The 17,826-nt window shown below is 27.4% G+C and carries 16 protein-coding genes and 1 other RNA gene; 8 read left to right on the top strand and 9 right to left on the bottom strand.

The features are described 5' to 3' along the window. Nucleotides 1-4 precede the first annotated feature (4 nt). Complete coding sequence (locus DAD81_RS08450; protein WP_111707938.1) at nucleotides 5-1,717, bottom strand: M23 family metallopeptidase; 1,713 nt, start codon at nucleotides 1,715-1,717, stop codon at nucleotides 5-7. Nucleotides 1,718-1,882: 165 nt separating this feature from the next. On the opposite strand from DAD81_RS08450, the gene DAD81_RS08445 reads away from it, so the two are divergent. The 5 genes from DAD81_RS08445 (at nucleotide 1,883) to DAD81_RS08425 (ending at nucleotide 8,128) form a co-directional block, all read left to right on the top strand. Beyond that, nucleotides 1,883-2,173, top strand: a complete 291-nt coding sequence (locus DAD81_RS08445) for a hypothetical protein (RefSeq protein ID WP_111707813.1) — start codon at nucleotides 1,883-1,885, stop codon at nucleotides 2,171-2,173. A gap of 10 nt (nucleotides 2,174-2,183) precedes the next feature. Then, entirely contained in the window at nucleotides 2,184-2,480 is a 297-nt protein-coding gene (locus tag DAD81_RS08440) for a cell division protein ZapA (RefSeq protein WP_111707812.1), read from the top strand. 56 nt (nucleotides 2,481-2,536) lie between these two features. Next, nucleotides 2,537-2,643, top strand: a non-coding RNA gene (gene ssrS, locus DAD81_RS08435) — 6S RNA. A gap of 45 nt (nucleotides 2,644-2,688) precedes the next feature. After that, entirely contained in the window at nucleotides 2,689-4,257 is a 1,569-nt protein-coding gene (gene rny, locus DAD81_RS08430) for a ribonuclease Y (RefSeq protein WP_111707811.1), read from the top strand. A gap of 403 nt (nucleotides 4,258-4,660) precedes the next feature. Continuing rightward, nucleotides 4,661-8,128 carry a hypothetical protein gene (locus tag DAD81_RS08425; RefSeq protein ID WP_245949199.1) on the top strand — a complete coding sequence of 1,156 codons (3,468 nt, stop codon included), beginning with the start codon at nucleotides 4,661-4,663 and terminating at the stop codon, nucleotides 8,126-8,128. Nucleotides 8,129-8,203: 75 nt separating this feature from the next. Here DAD81_RS08425 and xerD read toward each other — a convergent pair whose 3' ends face one another. Continuing rightward, complete coding sequence (gene xerD, locus DAD81_RS08420; protein WP_111707810.1) at nucleotides 8,204-9,100, bottom strand: site-specific tyrosine recombinase XerD; 897 nt, start codon at nucleotides 9,098-9,100, stop codon at nucleotides 8,204-8,206. Nucleotides 9,101-9,196: 96 nt separating this feature from the next. Here xerD and DAD81_RS08415 point away from each other — a divergent pair, with 96 nt between their 5' ends. The 3 genes from DAD81_RS08415 to DAD81_RS08405 all read left to right on the top strand — a co-directional run bounded on the left by DAD81_RS08415 (nucleotide 9,197) and on the right by DAD81_RS08405 (nucleotide 11,452). After that, entirely contained in the window at nucleotides 9,197-9,757 is a 561-nt protein-coding gene (locus DAD81_RS08415) for an outer membrane beta-barrel protein (RefSeq protein WP_111707809.1), read from the top strand. 85 nt (nucleotides 9,758-9,842) lie between these two features. After that, nucleotides 9,843-10,256: a type II 3-dehydroquinate dehydratase gene (gene aroQ, locus DAD81_RS08410; protein WP_111707808.1), complete on the top strand. Its 414-nt coding sequence runs from the start codon at nucleotides 9,843-9,845 to the stop codon at nucleotides 10,254-10,256. Nucleotides 10,257-10,462: 206 nt separating this feature from the next. Then, nucleotides 10,463-11,452 (top strand): polysaccharide deacetylase family protein, encoded by a 990-nt coding sequence (locus DAD81_RS08405; RefSeq protein ID WP_111707807.1) that lies wholly within the window; start codon nucleotides 10,463-10,465, stop codon nucleotides 11,450-11,452. Between the two features lie 93 nt (nucleotides 11,453-11,545). Here DAD81_RS08405 and DAD81_RS08400 read toward each other — a convergent pair whose 3' ends face one another. The 7 genes from DAD81_RS08400 to DAD81_RS08370 are packed head-to-tail and all read right to left on the bottom strand — an operon-like array spanning nucleotide 11,546 to nucleotide 17,726. Further along, nucleotides 11,546-12,310, bottom strand: a complete 765-nt coding sequence (locus DAD81_RS08400; protein ID WP_111707806.1) for a TIGR02757 family protein — start codon at nucleotides 12,308-12,310, stop codon at nucleotides 11,546-11,548. A gap of 35 nt (nucleotides 12,311-12,345) precedes the next feature. After that, nucleotides 12,346-12,873, bottom strand: coding sequence for an inosine/xanthosine triphosphatase (yjjX, locus tag DAD81_RS08395; protein WP_111707805.1), 528 nt, complete (start codon nucleotides 12,871-12,873; stop codon nucleotides 12,346-12,348). 43 nt (nucleotides 12,874-12,916) lie between these two features. After that, a complete protein-coding gene (gene miaA / locus DAD81_RS08390) occupies nucleotides 12,917-13,828 on the bottom strand; it encodes a tRNA (adenosine(37)-N6)-dimethylallyltransferase MiaA (RefSeq protein ID WP_111707804.1) in 912 nt (303 codons plus the stop codon). Further along, nucleotides 13,821-14,651 (bottom strand): ion transporter, encoded by an 831-nt coding sequence (locus DAD81_RS08385; RefSeq protein ID WP_111707803.1) that lies wholly within the window; start codon nucleotides 14,649-14,651, stop codon nucleotides 13,821-13,823. The genes miaA and DAD81_RS08385 overlap by 8 nt, the downstream gene beginning before the upstream one ends. A 42-nt stretch (nucleotides 14,652-14,693) precedes the next feature. Next, nucleotides 14,694-15,773: an exonuclease domain-containing protein gene (locus DAD81_RS08380; protein WP_111707936.1), complete on the bottom strand. Its 1,080-nt coding sequence runs from the start codon at nucleotides 15,771-15,773 to the stop codon at nucleotides 14,694-14,696. Between the two features lies 1 nt (nucleotide 15,774). After that, a complete protein-coding gene (locus DAD81_RS08375; RefSeq protein WP_111707802.1) occupies nucleotides 15,775-16,443 on the bottom strand; it encodes a YggS family pyridoxal phosphate-dependent enzyme in 669 nt (222 codons plus the stop codon). 41 nt (nucleotides 16,444-16,484) lie between these two features. After that, entirely contained in the window at nucleotides 16,485-17,726 is a 1,242-nt protein-coding gene (locus DAD81_RS08370) for a DUF1015 domain-containing protein (RefSeq protein ID WP_111707801.1), read from the bottom strand. Between the last annotated feature and the right edge of the window lie 100 nt (nucleotides 17,727-17,826).

Genomic DNA, 17,826 nt, shown 5'->3' with positions numbered 1-17,826 from the left:
CAGCTTATTTTTTACGGTAAAAAGTTGCACTTAAAGTTTTCGCGTTTCCAACATTATCAATTACAGTTACTTTTAGATTATGTTTTGCTTCAGTAAATTTCTTATCGTTTAAATTATACGTTAATGTATCTGTCTTAGCATCATATTCCATTAAAATCCACTCACCATCAATTTCACCTTTATAAGATTTAATTCCCGATTCAGAATCACTTATTTTTACTTTAATAGAATTAAAGCTAGTAATCCATTGCTCATTTCTTAGGTTTATTAATTTAACACTAGGTTCTTTATTATCAAAAAGTAAAGTGTAATTACCTAAATATTTTGTTGAAGTGTAAAAAGAAGTACTTTTTTTGATAGTTTTTACATAATTAGTAGTTCCTTTTTTATTTATGGATGCAATATACATGTACTTTTTATCTTTTTCTGAATACTTTGAAACATTAAAAGTTAAAGTATAATAATTAGATAACGGCACCGTTGGGCTGTGTACTTTTACTAAAGAATCTTTCACTTCAAAATCTAAAAACAAATCTTTATAAAACGTATATTTAGGAAAAGCAACAGTAATTTCATCTTTTTGAAATTTATTAAACTCTCTAAATTTAATTTTATAAGGTGTTTTTATAATTTCGTCTTTAACTAAAATTGAGTCTTTTTTACCTTCAATAGGAATTGTAATTTTTTGTTTATTACCTTTAAAATCTTTGGCAATTATTTCAACGTTATAATTTAATCCATCTTCAACAGTTATATAACCTTTAGAATCAGATTTTTTGTATAAACTTAATTTATTTGATGGTTCTATAAAGCATTTTTGAATACGTTGATAAAGCTTCGAGTACCTTTCATAATCAATTAATAGGTTAATATATTTAGATTCTGCAAATGAAAATGATACGGCATTAAATTCATGAACTTTTTCACCATTTACAAGCATAGTTAAACTGTACAATCCATTTTTATTATAAGCGCCATCTAGTTGATCATAAGCATTAATACCAAAACCAATTTTTCCGTAAGCTTTTATTTTAGGAGTAGTTAAACCACCATCTTTTAATTGAATTAAAGTTATTTGAGATGGTTTTGAAATTTTATTAATATGAGCGTTATCCGAAAGAGAATAGCCTACTAAAGTGTTAATTCTAGGTTTTTTAGCATCACTTATATCAATCCCAAATAGCATTGGGTTTATAGGTTTTTCAGTTTTGGTATTTCTTATTTCAAAATGTAAATGTGGTCCTCCTGAACTTCCTGAATTACCTGAAAAAGCAATGATTTCATCTTTTTTAATAGGTAAAGTTGTTACTCCCGGAAATAATTGGATTTCAAAACTTTTTTTTGAATACTGATGTTTTTTAACATAAGCTTCAATTTTATCGTTAAATTTTTTCAAATGAGCATATACAGATGTATATCCATTTGGATGCGTTATATAAAGGGCTTTTCCATATCCCCAGGCAGAAACTTTAATTCTTGAAATATATCCTTCAGCAGCCGTAGTTACTTTAAGACCTTCTTTTCCTAATGTTTTTATATCCAATCCAGAATGAAAATGATTAGATCGTAATTCACCAAAAGTACCCGATAGTATTAGAGGTATATTTAATGGTTTTTTAAAGTAATTTACAGGGAAAATAGATTCAGAATTACTATTACCTTGGCTAAAACCGCTGAAATTTACTAATACAAATAAAAGAATAAGAAATTTTTTCACATTAATCGTTTTTGCTAAAATACTAAATAATATTTTTTTGTAAAGTTTAAAAAACAACCATTTTAGTTTTTTTTATGAATGAATTTATTAAAATGGTATAAAACAGTTGTAATATTGCTTTACTAATACTAACTTTGTACTTATAGTTATATTCTTCTTAGGTATATGAGTGAAATTATTGGAGTTGTTAATTTAGTTGAAAAGAAACTCAAAGTTCTTTTAGAAAATTATAATTTTTTGAAAGAAGAAAGTGAGGTTTTATATAATAAAATAGCCGTTCTTGAAAATCAAATATCTGAAGATAAGCAACAGATTAGTGAAATTGAAAATAAATATCAAACACTAAAAATTGCTAAAACTATAGAAGGCAGTAAAGAAAACAGTAAAAAAACAAAACTCAAAATAAATGCTTTAATTCGTGAAATTGATAATTGTATACTTCAATTAAGCGAATAAGATCTTTTAAATGGCGGAATCACTAAAAATAAAAATAACAATAGCAGGTAGAGTATACCCTCTTAAAGTAAAGAATGAAAATGAAGAGGAAGGGATGCGTAAAGCTGCTAAAAAAATTAATGATTTAGTGAATAAATTTGAGCAAAATTATGCGGTTAGCGATAAACAAGATGTTTTGGCTATGTGTACGCTTCAATTTGCTTCATTAATTGAAATTAATGCCATAAATGAGAAAGAAGATTTAAACGAAGCAATAGAAAAAATTAATAAATTAAATGTTTTAATTGATAAACATTTAGATAAATAAGTTCTTTAAAAATAAATTAATTAATAATACTGCCTACATTAGTTATTGTTTGTTAAACTCAACACTATATCTTTATAAAGGATGAGTCGTTACTATTAAAGCACGCCGTTTTACACGGATTCTTGACCAGTACGTTAGTCCTAAACTTGCTTATAAGGAGTTTACATAACCAAACTATTGTAGGTTTTTTTATATCTAAATTTGAAATATGGTAGAATATATAATGCCAATTATTATTGGCATAGGATTAGGATTAGCAATAGGTTATGTTATTGCTAAATCTTTGGAAAAAAAGAAGGCGACTAAAATATTAAGAAATACTAAAAAAGAAGCTTCATCACTTATTAGAGAAGCACAAATTGAAGCCGATGCAATAAAAAAAGATAAAATTTTACAAGCAAAAGAGAAATTTATTGAATTAAAATCTGAACATGAAAAAGTAATTATTGCACGTGATAAAAAAATGGCAGAATCAGAGAAACGTACTAGAGATAAAGAATCTCAAGTTTCTCAAGAATTAGATAAGAACAAAAAATTAAATCAGGAAGTTAACGGAAAAATTAACGAGTTTAATAAAAAGGTAGATTATTTAGATAGAAGAACAGATGAAGTTGATAAACTTCACAGAAAACAGGTTGAAAATCTAGAAGTAATCTCAGGATTGTCTGCAGAAGATGCTAAAAAGAAATTGGTTGAATCTTTAAAAGATGAAGCTAAATCTGATGCAATGTCTCATATTCAAGATACTATTGAGGAAGCTAAATTAACAGCACAGCAAGAAGCTAGAAAAGTAATATTGAATACTATTCAAAGGGTAGGAGTTGAACAAACTGTTGAAAACTGTGTGTCTGTATTTAATATAGAATCAGACGATGTTAAAGGTAGAATTATAGGTAGAGAAGGACGAAATATTAGAGCAATAGAAGCTGCTACAGGAGTTGAAATTATAGTAGATGATACTCCAGAAGCAATAATATTATCTTGTTTTGACCCAGTTAGACGTGAAATTGCAAGATTATCTTTGCATAAATTAGTAACTGATGGAAGAATTCACCCTGCAAGAATTGAAGAAGTTGTTAAAAAAACAGAAAAACAATTACAACAAGAAATTATTGAAGTTGGTAAACGTACTGTTATAGATCTAGGAATTCACGGTTTACACCCTGAACTAATAAAAACAATTGGAAGAATGAAATACCGTTCTTCTTATGGTCAAAACTTATTACAACACTCAAGGGAAGTTGCAAACCTTTGTGGTTTAATGGCTGCAGAATTAGGATTGAATGCTAAACTAGCCAAACGTGCCGGATTATTGCATGATATTGGTAAAGTACCAGAAACAGAAAGTGAATTACCACATGCATTATTAGGAATGCAATGGGCAGAAAAATATAATGAAAACCCAGAAATTTGTAATGCAATTGGAGCTCACCATGATGAAATTGAGATGAAAACTTTAATCGCACCAATTATTCAAGTATGTGATGCTATTTCAGGAGCAAGACCAGGAGCAAGAAGACAAGTTTTAGACTCATATATACAACGTTTAAAAGATTTAGAAGATATTGCATTTGGATTTAGCGGAGTGCAAAAAGCATATGCTATTCAAGCAGGAAGAGAGCTACGTGTAATTGTTGAAAGTGAAAAGGTAAATGATGCTAAAGCTTCAGAATTATCTTTTAATATTTCTCAAAAAATTCAGAATGATATGACTTATCCAGGTCAGGTTAGAGTTACAGTAATTAGAGAAACAAGAGCTGTAAATATCGCTAAGTAATATACAGTTAAAATATATAATAGAAAAAATCTTACATATGTGAGATTTTTTTTTGTTCAATATATTAAATGAGTTATAGCTATTTAGTTTATTAAGTAGTGAAATATTTATTGATTATTGAATTGTAAGTTTTTTCATTTAAAAACAGTTAAAATAGAGATTTTTATAATTTATAATAAGAAAAGCATATTAAAAAGGAGACTTTATTTAATATACAGTAATAATTAGGTGATTAAATAGATATATTAAAAAAAAATTAATTGTTTTATAATTATATCATTATAAATGCTTATTTTTCAGAAATTAAATTGGTTAACCAATTTTTAAAAAGACTTAAATAATAAGTTTTCTTACAATATTTAAAGAATATTTCAGGTATTTAAAATAAAAAATATAAATAATAATGAGTTTAAAAGAGGTGAAGATTAGTCAAATTAGAAAAGATACTGTACAATATATAAACCTTCAATTGGCCTCTTTAGGAGAACCATTATTTGAAGATAATGAAAATGATCAAGAAAAATTTTGTAATCCAAAACTTCAAGAGTTAACAAGTTCTTTTACTACAGGTTTTAGAGAAAAATCAAGACTGCTTTCTCAATATCTTTCACCAGCAGATTCAAGAATTCAAGATTTTTTAAATGATTATTTGAAAGAAATTGAATTTAATAAAGATTATTTAATACCAAATAACACATTAATATTAAATCAAAAAGGTCACGCAAGAGAGATAAGTTTACCTCCAAATGGTAATTCTTTTGTAAGTGAAAATATTACTTCACACAGAATTAAACAAGGTATTTTAAATAATCCAATTAATGATAAGAGAACTACTAAAGGTACTTTTCATATTGTTGAGGGAGATTTGCCAGTGCCTTTAGATAAAAAAGAAGTACCTAAGATTGCTTTTGCTCATTTTTTAAATGCAGCCTTTAATCCTTCAGAAGAACTAAAAACCTTACCATTTACAGCCAATCAAGTTGAAAAAGCAAAAGTAATTGTTTCTTTATTAATGCGTCCAATGGTTTGCCCAGAGGTAAAAGGTGTTATTTCTAAAAAAAGTATGGAAGTTCGTTTTTTCGCTCCAGGTAGTTTGGTTAGTAATTTAGATTTTGTTGAATCAATTTTTGAAAACGCAGGAGATCCTAACTTAGCACACAATGATGCAGCTTTAGATACAGAACATTGGACTGGTCATACAGGTTGTATAATTTTAGCGCCTCAGTTAAAAACCTTGAAGAAAAAAGATGTTGGTTTACCTCATTGGGATAATGCAACAGACCGTCAAAAAAGCGAAGGGATGTGCTGGAAAAATGAAGATGAACTTTATAATGATGGTGGTGCTTTTAAAGTTACCTGTAGAGATGATAGAGGAGTAGTAGTTACTATAATTGCTGATAATTATTTTGGTTATTCAAAAAAAGAAATTAAAACACAAATTAGTTATTCTGCAAATTTATTTGGTTTAGTTGAAGAAGAACACTCTGGTGGTGCTATTGCATTTCCAAGAGGAGTAATGGGTGATATTGTTGATGGTTCAGTTTTCTCACAAAAATATGGAAATCGTTTCAGTTTTGAAGATGTTAAAGCATTGTTAGGTGATAGAATTGAAATAAACCCAGCAAATTATGCTGTTGATAAAAAGTATCCGAATTTAATTTACATACCTGAAAATGCCTATATAAATACAAATACAAATAGTATAACGTGGACCTATAATAATAAGGAGCAAAAGTTAATTTTATCTCCTTATAAAACATATATTCATCCAACTGGTAATAAGTTTAAATTAGAAAAACATAAAGCTATTTCTTTATGGAGAATTGTAAATACTTCTCCCGAAGGTGTTTTCTGTCATAAACCTTGTACGGTTTCTGGTGGTGGAAAATCTGAGATTTCAAAATCTATGTTAAATGCAATAACATATAGTGCTTTTAACATTATAGATATTGATGAAGATTTTAAGAAAGCTGATGAAGTAATTGAATATGATTATTCAAAAAGATGGAAAAATTACGATGCTAGCTTACCTCCTTCAAGATCATTTTTAGATAAAGGAAGAACTTTAGGATCTGCAGTAAAATTATTAACACCTTCATCAAAAAATTCTGATGAATTTAATGAGTTTGTGAGCAGTATTCCGGTTCATATTCGTTCATTAATATTATTTGTAAAACGTTTATACCGCCAGGATCACGAGTCTTTAAATTGGAAAGATTGTATGTCTGTTGAAATTGTAAATGGGCAAAAAGGAACTGGTTTAAAATATTTTAATACTGATGTTGTTGGTAGTTATGTTAGAATTGGATTTAACCCAGAAGGCCGCTGGTTGTTAAATAAATTGAGATCAGATTTTTCTGCAAGTCAAAAAATACAATTAGAAGATGATATTTCAGCTTCAATTACATTGCCTAGAAATAGATTTAAAAGTTTAAATCCTGAATATGCCAATAAAAGTTTAAAAGTAGTAGCTAATTGTGAAAGTCATTTATTTCAAAGACCAGATGAAGCCATTGTAAGAGGTTATGATGAAGGTGCTGAACGTGATTTAGTATCAAACAATGTTTTCTTAACAAACTATGAACTTTTAAGAAAAAAAGATGCTATTGAGATTTATGAAGACACTATTAATTTTGATAAATATACAAAGCCCGTAAAAGACTTAATTTTAAGTATAGTTAATAGTCCAAATGATGAAGAGTATTTTTCATTACCATCTCATACTAGAATTGTAAATGGAGAACCAACTAAAAATCCAAGATATTTAGAACGTAACATTTTTTTAAATGAAACTGAAGATAGTTATTTAGGTGATATTGGTGTGCGCTTATATAGAAAAATTAAATCTGAAGATCCTGTTATAAATGTTGTAAACGCAGTTTTACCAGGAAGAAGAAATAATCCGAGTGATAAAAAAGCAGGAATTAGACCATTAGCCGTTTATAATCCAATTCATTATCAAGAAACTCCTGAATTATTTATGGATTTTATTTGTAGTCTTACAGGTAAATCACCATCAACCACGGGAGCAGGTTCAGAAGGTGCTTTAACTAAAGGACCTTTTAATATGTTAACTCCAACAACCGATTTAAATAATGCGTTGTTGTCACATATTTTAACTGAATCTAATGCGTTTAGTACAGCCGCTGGTTATGTTGGTGGGGATAATAAAGTAGATCACGATATTAGTTTATTAATTCCAGAAATTTGGGCACGTTTAGAACCTAAAGATAGAGATCCGGAAGCATTAATAGCAAATGGAGCGTTAGAGAAATTGGAAGATTTTGAATATGAAGGAAATAAGATTTTAGCAAGTCGTTTAGGTTATAGAATAACAAGTATTTTTTCTTTAAGATGTTTAAATAGATTATTTGATGAGCCAAATGCTGTATTTAACGAGAAAATGTTAAAACCTGAATTGCAAGGGTTGGAAGATTTTGTTGATGGAATTAATAATATAGTTGAAGCACAACAAAAAGTAGCTGTTCGTTATTTTGAAGATGGCAGTGTAGAAGCGGCAATTCCACCTTTAAAAATTCTATTAAATATTATGGCTTATGGAAATTATGAAGGAAAAGAAATTAGTGATCCTGAACTAAGAGCATATTTTGACAGAGATTATATCTTAAATAGTGATTGGTATAAAGAACGTTTAATTTTAAAACAACAAAAAGATGTTCAATTTTATCAAAAACAAATTAATTATTTAGAAACGTTTATTTCAAATTCGAGAAATATAGATATAGTTGAAGAAATGAATTTAGAAGAAAAATTAAATAGTGTAAAAAAACTATTTACGGAAGCAAATTCTAATGAATATTTAAAATCTTTAGAAGGGACTATTGGTAAAGATCCTTTATATAGAAAATAAAATTTGTAACCCCAATTATTAGGGTTTTATATATAATTAAAGAGACTGTCTAAATTTATTTTTTAGACAGTTTTTTTATTTTCTTGGATGAAAATTATTAACAACTTCTTTTAGAAAACTTTTATCTAAGTGCATGTAAATTTCTGTAGTGGTAATACTTTCATGTCCTAACATTTGCTGAATTGCTCTTAAATCGGCACCACGTTCTAATAAATGAGTTGCAAATGAGTGTCTAAATGTATGAGGGCTTATTTTCTTTTTCAAACCAATTTTAATAGCTAAATTTTTTACTATAGTAAAAATCATAACTCGGGTTAAATTTTTTCCTCGTCTGTTTAAAAAAACAGTATCTTCAAATCCTTTTTGCACCGGAATATGCACTCTAATATCATTAACATAATTAACAATATATTTTTGAGTTAAAGAATTTATAGGAACAAAACGTTGTTTACTTCCTTTTCCAGTAACGCGAATAAAACCCTCATCAAAAAATAAATCAGAAAGTTGAAGGTTTACAAGCTCTGAAACTCTTAAGCCACAGCTATATAAGGTTTCTAAAATAGTTCTATTTCGTTCACCTTGTGGCATACTTAAGTCTATTGAAGTAATAAGCAAATCAATATCTTCAATAGATAATGTATCAGGTAATTTAAGACCAATTTTAGGTGTTTCTAATAAATCTGTAGGATTAGATTCTCTATAATTTTCAAAAATTAAATAATCAAAAAAATTGCGAATTCCTGAAATTAACCTGGCTTGTGAGCGTGCGTTTATAGTTTTTGAAACGGTATAAATAAATTCTTGAATAATTTCGTCATTTATATTAATGGGAGAATTTTTAATTTCATTATTTTCTAAAAAAGAGATTAATTTTTTAACATCTCTAGAATAGCTTTCTATTGTGTTTTTAGCCAATCCTTTTTCTATTTTTAAATAAGAAATGTAATCATCTAAAGCATTGTTCCAATTCATAGAGTAAATATAATAAATAATAAAGCTGATTTTGTGCCTTATTAAATTTGACTTTAATATTTTTTAAATATCTTAGTATAATAAAATGAATATCATATGAAAAAGCAAATTTCCATATTTGTAATACTAGTTACTTTATTAAGTTTTAAACCTGCTAAAGCTCAAAGTTTAAATGTATTTGGTTTTAAAGCAGGGGTTCATTTTGTAGATATTAAAGATAAACTAAGCGATGGTGCTGTAACTCACGTAAATAAGCAAGGATTTTATTTAGGTGCTTTTATGGAGTTCAGAAGAAGTGTTAATTTTTCAATTCAGCCAGAAATATATTATTCAGGAAATAAAAATAAAATTGATGAAAATATAGCATTACTTCACATTCCAATTTTATTAAAGTATAAATTAGGAAATAGATTTGAAATTTATGGGGGGCCAGAATCTCAATTTTTATTATCTGTAGAAAATGAGATTATTAACAAAGGAAATTTTAAGAAATTTATATTATCAGGAAGTGTTGGTGTTGGAATTTTGATTACAGATGAAATATCTATTGATGCTCGTTATAATTTAGCATTTTCAAATTATATAGATACAGGATATCATCAAAATAAAAAATTAAACTTTGTTCAAGTAGGCCTTTCCTATAAATTTGATAATTAATCAGTTTAGAAAGAACAATTCAATATTAATTTTTAAATTTGATTTCATAAACAATTAACTTCAAAAAATAACTTTACTTAATAACATGAAGATTTTAATATTAAATGGGCCTAACCTTAATCTATTAGGAAAAAGAGAACCAGAAATTTATGGAAGTTTAACTTTTGAAGAATATTATAAGACTTTAAAAGAAAAATATGCTTCAATTGAATTATCTTATTATCAGAGTAATATTGAAGGAGAGATAATAAATAAATTACATGAATTTGGTTTTGAATATGATGGAATTGTATTAAATGCAGCTGCTTACACGCATACTTCTGTTGCTATTGCAGATGCTATAAAAGGAATCCAAACACCAGTTATTGAGGTTCATATATCTAATGTTCATGCTAGAGAAAAATTTAGACATAAGTCTTTTATTTCTCCAAGTGTTAAAGGAGTTATAGCTGGTTTTGGTTTAAAAAGTTATGATTTAGCGATAGAAAGTTTTCTCTAAATAATTTTAGTGAATGTGATTTTTTAAGAATTCTTTAAATGTATTTAGAATTAAATTCTTACTTTATTTAAAGTAATATGTTTCCCTTTAAAAATAATTTTTATTATTAGTACATTCATCCTTAGGTCTTTAAAAATATTATCATGTGAGAAAGATAATTATCTTAATAAAATTTTCAATAAAGAGATAGTTAACAATAATAAAAAATGTGGTTTAAAAATTTAGTTGGATTTGATGAAATCTCTCCAGAAAACGTAAGAGAGAATATTTCAATTGAAGGAACAAGTCTTGTTTCAAAAGTTAATGGAAAATCCTATCAATATGGGGCATTGGAAATACCAACATTAACTAAATTAAAAAAACAAGCATCTTCTAATAAAATATTTAATGATAAAATAAAAGTTCAAGAAGTAATTGGAAACGTACAAGAACTGCATTTGGACAAATCAAATAAAAATGCTCTTTTTCAAGCGGCTTCACAATTCAATTTACTCGAAATGATCGGTCCTCAAATAACCCCAGAAAGAGGAATTGACATCTATGAAAGTGATTCTACTCACGGTCCAGCGTGTGCCATTGCTTGTGGAGCTGGTACGATTTATAGAAATTACTTTGTGCCGTTAAATAAACTTCAAGGACAATCAATCAATAACCAAATAGATTGTTTAGAACTGATAGGTAAAAAATTAAAAAACGATAAATTAGACTTATGGGAAATGAGCAATGGTTATGCTTTACTAAATCACGATGGACTATTAAACATTAACTCACAGCTAAGTAAACTAAACTATAATGAAAGGGAAGAGCTAAAAGGCAATCTGAAAATTGGAATACAATGGAATACTGAAGTAACCTTGAGTGGTTCAAAACATATGGTATCTCAAGCCTATTGCTCTGCTTTGCCTATTGCTTATTCAAATATTGAATCATTTTACTGGGAAGGATTTGCACGAATAATATTGGAAGCTACATATGAAGCAACACTGAATGTAGCATTAATAAATTTGGATAAAACAGGTTGTAATAAAGTTTACTTGACTCTTGTTGGTGGTGGTGCTTTTGGTAATGAACAAGATTGGATTCTTAAATCACTTTCAAAGGCAATAAAGAAGTTTAAAAATACACCACTTAACGTTGGTATTGTCAGTTTTGGTAATTCGAAACGAGAAGTGAGGGAGCTTATAAATAAAATATAATCCTGAACTTAAAATCCTAAAACTTTATAAACATCTGAAAAATAAAGTTTAATAAGTATTTAACCTCTGGATGTAATAAAGATTAATTCTAATTTAAAAACTCTCAAATACTCCTAAGCCAAAAAGAGCAAAATCATATTTTACCGGGTCAGATTTATCTAGAATTCTAAGATTTTTATCAAGCTCAGCTAGTGCTTTAGCATCATTTTGTTTTCTAGTTAATAAACCAAGTTTTCTAGCAACATTTCCAGAATGCACATCTAATGGACAAGATAGTTGGGTAGGAGAGAGGTTGTTCCAAATCCCAAAATCTACTCCAGCATTATCCTTTCTAACCATCCAACGTAAAAACATATTTATACGTTTTGCAGCCGAACCTTTTAAAGGATCTGAGATATGCTTTTTTGTTCTCTCTAAATGAGGAATTTCAAAAAACACTTTTTTTAATTGATGTATAGCGGGTTGTGTTGAAGTTGTAGTTGAATGTGTAGAAAACACATTTTCTAAACCTTTGTGATTTTTATAAATATGTTGTAATGCTGTAATAAAATATTGAAAATCTTGTGCATTAAAAGTTCTATGTACAAAACCATTAAAACTATCAAAATGATGTTCTTTATGATTCATCACAAAATCATAAGGAGAATTTCCCATTAGCTCAATCATTTTTTCTGCATTTTTTATAATCATTTTTCTATTTCCCCAGGCAATTGTGGCTGTTAAAAATGCTGAAATTTCTATATCTTCTTTTAATGAAAATTTATGAGGTATTTGAACTGGGTCACTTTCAATAAATTTTGGATTATTGTATTCTAAGACTTTTTCATTTAGAAATTCTTTAAGTTCTACTTGGGTCATTTTTTGAAGAATTAATGCTTTTTTAATAATTATAATTAGTAAAATTGTTCATTTTTAAAAGGAATTAATGCTAAAATAACAGCTTCCAAATAATAAGAAGTTCTATCAATTATATTATTGGTAAGTAAGCCAACAGCACCATTTTCTTGTTTAGAATTACTTTTGTTAAATACAATATCATCAGCTTCACCTAGTTCTAACCCTTTATTTATCAGCTTTACAATTTCAGTAGGAAGAAAAAATGTTCCAGTTCTTGATTTGCCTGTTTTTAAGTTAGATTTAATTACAATCCAAGCAAATGCTTCCATTTCTTCATTATTTGGTTGTATTCCTCCTTCTATTCCAACCCAATATGTTGCATCAATATATTGTTGTTTGGCATTTTGTGCTCTATTGCTTGCTCCTTTAAAAGTTTCATTGTTACTTAGCGGTTGATCGGAAACTTCAGATGAAACTGAAACACCAGTAAATTCAAATGTTTCGTTTGGAAACATTTTTTTAAAGCCTTTTTTAACAGCATTTATTTTAACCGGGTTTTTAGAAGCAATAATTACTTTTTTCATAAGGTTATATTGAAAAATTAAAAGGAATTGAAATAATTAGTATTTATTTAGAATCTATTAAATTTTCTATTGTTTTAATTATTTTAGAAGAATCTTCTTCAAAATCGAACCATAAAATATCTTCATCTTTTTTATTCCAAGTTACCTGACGTTTAGCAAAACGACGTGTATTTTTTTTAATTTCTGAAATGGCAAAATCTAACGTCCAATTTCCATCAAAATATTCAAATAATTCTCTGTATCCAACAGTTTGAAGCGCATTTAAGTTTTTATGATTGTGCAATAGTTTTGCTTCTTCTAATAAACCTTCATTTATCATAATATCAACACGTTGGTTAATTCTACTGTACATAATTTCCCTATCAGCTGTTAAACCAACTTTAATAGGAGTGAAGCTTCGTTTTTCTTTAGGTTTATTTTTAAATTCAGAATAAGTTTTACCAGTTCCAATACAAATTTCTAAAGCTCTTATTAACCGATGCGGATTTTCAATTTCAATGGTATTATAAGATTCTAGATCTAATTCTTTTAATTTATTTTGAAGTAATAAAATATCATCATTTTCAATTTGTTGGTTTAATTCTGTTCTAATTTCAGGAGAAACTTCTGGAAAATAATCTAAACCATTAATTACAGCATTGGTGTATAAACCGCTTCCACCAACCATTATTACAACATTGTTTTTTAAAAAAAGTGCGTCTAATTTTGATAAAGCATCTTTTTCAAATTGACCAACACTATATTCTTCAAAAATGGATCTGTTTTGAATAAAATGATGTTTTGAAGCTTCTAATTCTTTTTTATTTGGAACTGCGGTTCCAATGGTCATTTCCTTGTAAAACTGACGAGAATCGCAGGAAATAATTTCAGATTTAAAGTAATTGGCTAGTTTAATACTTAATGCTGTTTTACCAATTGCTGTTGCTCCAATAACAGTAATTAAATAATTAGTCATGATGTAATTTTTGTCCACATTTACAGCAGTGTACGGCATTATCTAAATGTTTATCCGATCCGCAATTTGTGCAGTGTTGGGTATTTGTTTGTACTTTATTATCGGTTTTTGTTATTTCAGAAGTAACAATACCTGTTGGTATAGCAATAATTCCATATCCTAAAATCATTACAATACTGGCAATAAATTGTCCAAATGGTGTTTCAGGTGCTATGTCTCCATAACCAACAGTTGTTAGTGTTACAATGGCCCAATACATACTTCTAGGTATGCTTGTAAATCCATGAACAGGACCTTCAACTATATACATTATTGTACCTAAAATTATAGTAAGTACTATTACACTAAATAAAAAAACAGCAATTTTTATTCTACTAGCTTTTAAAGCCGTCATTAAGGTTTTTGAAGCGCCTAAATAACGTGCTAATTTTAAAATTCGAAAAACTCTTAGTAATCGTAAAGCTCTTAATGCAACTAATGCGTGTGTACCAACAAAAATAAGCGATAAATATTTTGGAATTGTAGCTAAAAAATCAATAATTCCATAAAAGCTAAAAATGTAAGTTGTTGGTTTTTTAATAGTAATTACACGTGCAATATATTCAAAAGTAAAAAGTATTGTAATAATCCACTCAGCTATATTTAAATAGTTATGATACTTTGCATCAAAAGTTTCAACACTTTCAAGCATTACTAAAATAATACTAATAAGAATTGTAATAATTAAAATAATATCAAACCATTTTCCTTTATCAGTATCCGCTTCATAAATTATTTCATGAAGTTTATCTTTCCAGTTATTTGTTTGTATTTTTTTACTCAATGTTCTTTTTGATAAATTTATTACTAATTTAAAGTATTAAAATTAAAACTGAATAAGTTTTTCAACATTGTTTTTATCAAGGTATTTTTTTATAATATTTCGGTTGTAAATAGAATCGTCCATAGGAGATATTAAACTTCTCAATATATCTAAATTACTTAGTTGATAACTTAAATTTGTATAACAAAAACCTTTAAACTCATTATTTTCTATCAATAAAACGGATTTTTCACCAATAGATCTTCCTTTATCAATTACCAATAAATTATCATTACTAAAAGTAATTTCAGCTAAATGATTTTTAAGGTTAAAATTGTACTTGGGCCTATTAATTTTTATTTCTTGAACAAATTTTAATTGAGCAATTAATTCATTACCTGTTTCTTCATGTGAAATTGAAACTACAGATTCTTGGAGGTATTTTGCTTTTTTTGAAGTTCTTAAAAATAATTGATTTACTGTTTTTTTTATATTTCTCCCTTTTCCAATATAAAGTATATCTCTACTTGAATTATGAATATAAAATATTCCTGTTTTAGAAGGTAATTCATCTAAAATATTCAATAATTTTGGAGCTAGTTTTCTAGAATTATCAATTTTTATAGCTTTTTTTATAATTTCCTTTTCAAAATCTTTATTTAATAATAGTTTAAATAACTGAACGGTTGCTATTGCGTCACCATCAGCTCTATGTCTTCCTGAAAGAGGAATACCAAGAGCTTGGCATAGTTTACCTAACTTATATGTTGGTTGTTCAGGAATTAATTTTTGACTTAATTCAACGGTACATAATGTATCTCTTTCAAAAAGATAACCTAACCTTCTAAATTCTGTAGTCAATATCCTATTGTCAAAATTAGCATTATGAGCAACTAAAACACAATCTGTAGTTATTTCTATAATTCGTTTAGCAACCTCATGAAATTTGGGTGCATTTTTAAGCATTCCGTCATTTATGCCTGTTAATTTAACAACAAATGGTTGTATCTCTTTTTCAGGATTTACTAAACTTATAAATTGATCTACTATTTGATTTCCATCAAATCTATAGATTGCAATTTCAGTAATTCCTTCTTCGTTAAATTTTCCTCCAGTAGTTTCTATATCTAATATTGCGTACACATTAATTATAATTTCTTGATCCAAAAATGGCACTTCCAACTCTAACCATAGTACTTCCTTCTTCAATGGCAATTTTATAATCTCCACTCATACCCATTGATATAATTGAAGGATTAAAATTTGCTGTAGTGCGTTTTTCTAATTTATTAAAATATTCTTTAAGCGTATTAAATTCTGACCTTATTATTTTTTCATCATCAACAAAACTAGCCATACCCATAAAACCTTTAATATTAATATTTGATAATTTTTTTAACTCATCACTTATTAATAAGGCTTCAATATCTTTAATGGATAATCCAAATTTTGTATCTTCTTTTGCTATTTTTAATTGTAATAAACAATCTATAACCCTATTATGTTTTAAAGCTTGTTTATTAATTTCTTTCAACGTTTTAAAGCTATCCACCCCATGAATTAAATGTACAAATTCTGCCATATATTTCACCTTATTACTTTGTAGGTGGCCAATCATATGCCATTCTATATCTTTTGGTAATTCTTGAAATTTTTGAGACATTTCTTGAATTTTGTTTTCTCCAAAAACTCTTTGGCCAGCTTGGTATGCTTCTAAAATATCTTCAACAGGTTTTGTTTTAGAAACTGCAACTAAGGTAACGCTTTTAGGTATGGATTTTTGAATTTTTTTTAAGTTTTCTACGATGCTCATAATTTATAAAAAAATAGATATCAAAGATAATTGAAATTTAATTAATCATCCAGTTCAAAGATAGTTAAACCACTTCTTAATTTAGGCTCTATGTACGTACTTTTTGGTGGCATTTTTAAATTTTGGTTAACAACGGCTTTTAATTGCTCTACAGATGTTGGATATAGTCCAAAACCAACTTTAAATTTACCTGATTTAACTTCCTTTTTTAATTGTATTTGACTTTGTAATGCTGGTAAACATTTTATTCTTGAATCTGTTTTTAAATCTTCAATACCAAGAATAGGTTTTAAAATTGTTTTATGAATAATGTGCGTATCTAAATCAGACAAAGCATTGTTAATAGGGTAGTCAGTTTTTTTAAGGTAAAGAGAGTAATAATCACCATCTAAAAACATAGAAAAATGATGTTTTTTGCTAGGTTGATACTTTTTGGGACTTCTATTTTCTACAATGAATAAAACACTTAGTTTTTTAAGAAACTCTTCTTTTGTATAACCATTTAAATCTGTTATTAATCTGTCAAAAGATGAAATTTTAAGATTTTCATCAGAAATTAAATAACTCATAAAATAGTTATAAGATTCTTCTCCCGTATGATTAGGATTGTTTGCCTTTCTATTTTCTGCCAAATAATTTGAAGAGGCTGTTCTGTGATGCCCGTCTGCAATGTATAAAGCATTCATTTTAGAAAATTCATTTTCAATATTTTTTAAATCAAATTCATCATCAATAATCCATAATTTGTGCAATCTTTTTGTATGGGTATTAAATTCATATTCAGCTCTTTTTTCTGAATATTTTCTATAAATTCTTGAAAGGTAATTATTATCCGGATAGGTGAGAAGTACTGGTTCTGCATTAAAGCCCGTAATGTCTAAATATTCACCAAATAGCTCTTCTCGTTGTTTTATAGTATCCTCATGTTTTTTAATAATATTATTTTGATAGTCTGAAACATGAGTAGCCGCTATAATTCCCCAAAAAACATCATCATTAAAAGATTTTTCATGTAAATAATAACAAGGTTTTTTATCTTTAAGATAAATATTACTGTTTTTAAATTCAAGATATTTATTCCTAACTGATTCAAATAATTTTTTACCTGTATTCTCTAAGCTTTGAGAATAACTAGGTTTTATGATATGTAAAAAAGAAAAAGGATTATATGTTAGAACAGATTTAAGTTCTTTTGCTGAATATTTATCATACGATCTTGAGGTTGCTAAAGCAGCCTTATCTCTTGTAGGTCTTATTGCTTTAAAGGGTTTAACAATTGCCATAGTGATTCAATAATAATTATATAATTGATAAATTAACCTCTCAAATATAATCTTAAATTAAATTATAAGCAAAAAAAAGGATGTTATATTAGCATCCTTT

The organism is Lutibacter citreus (genome assembly GCF_003260195.1).
In the GTDB taxonomy this organism is placed as follows: domain Bacteria; phylum Bacteroidota; class Bacteroidia; order Flavobacteriales; family Flavobacteriaceae; genus Lutibacter; species Lutibacter citreus.
This window is presented reverse-complemented; position numbering and strand designations above follow the sequence as displayed.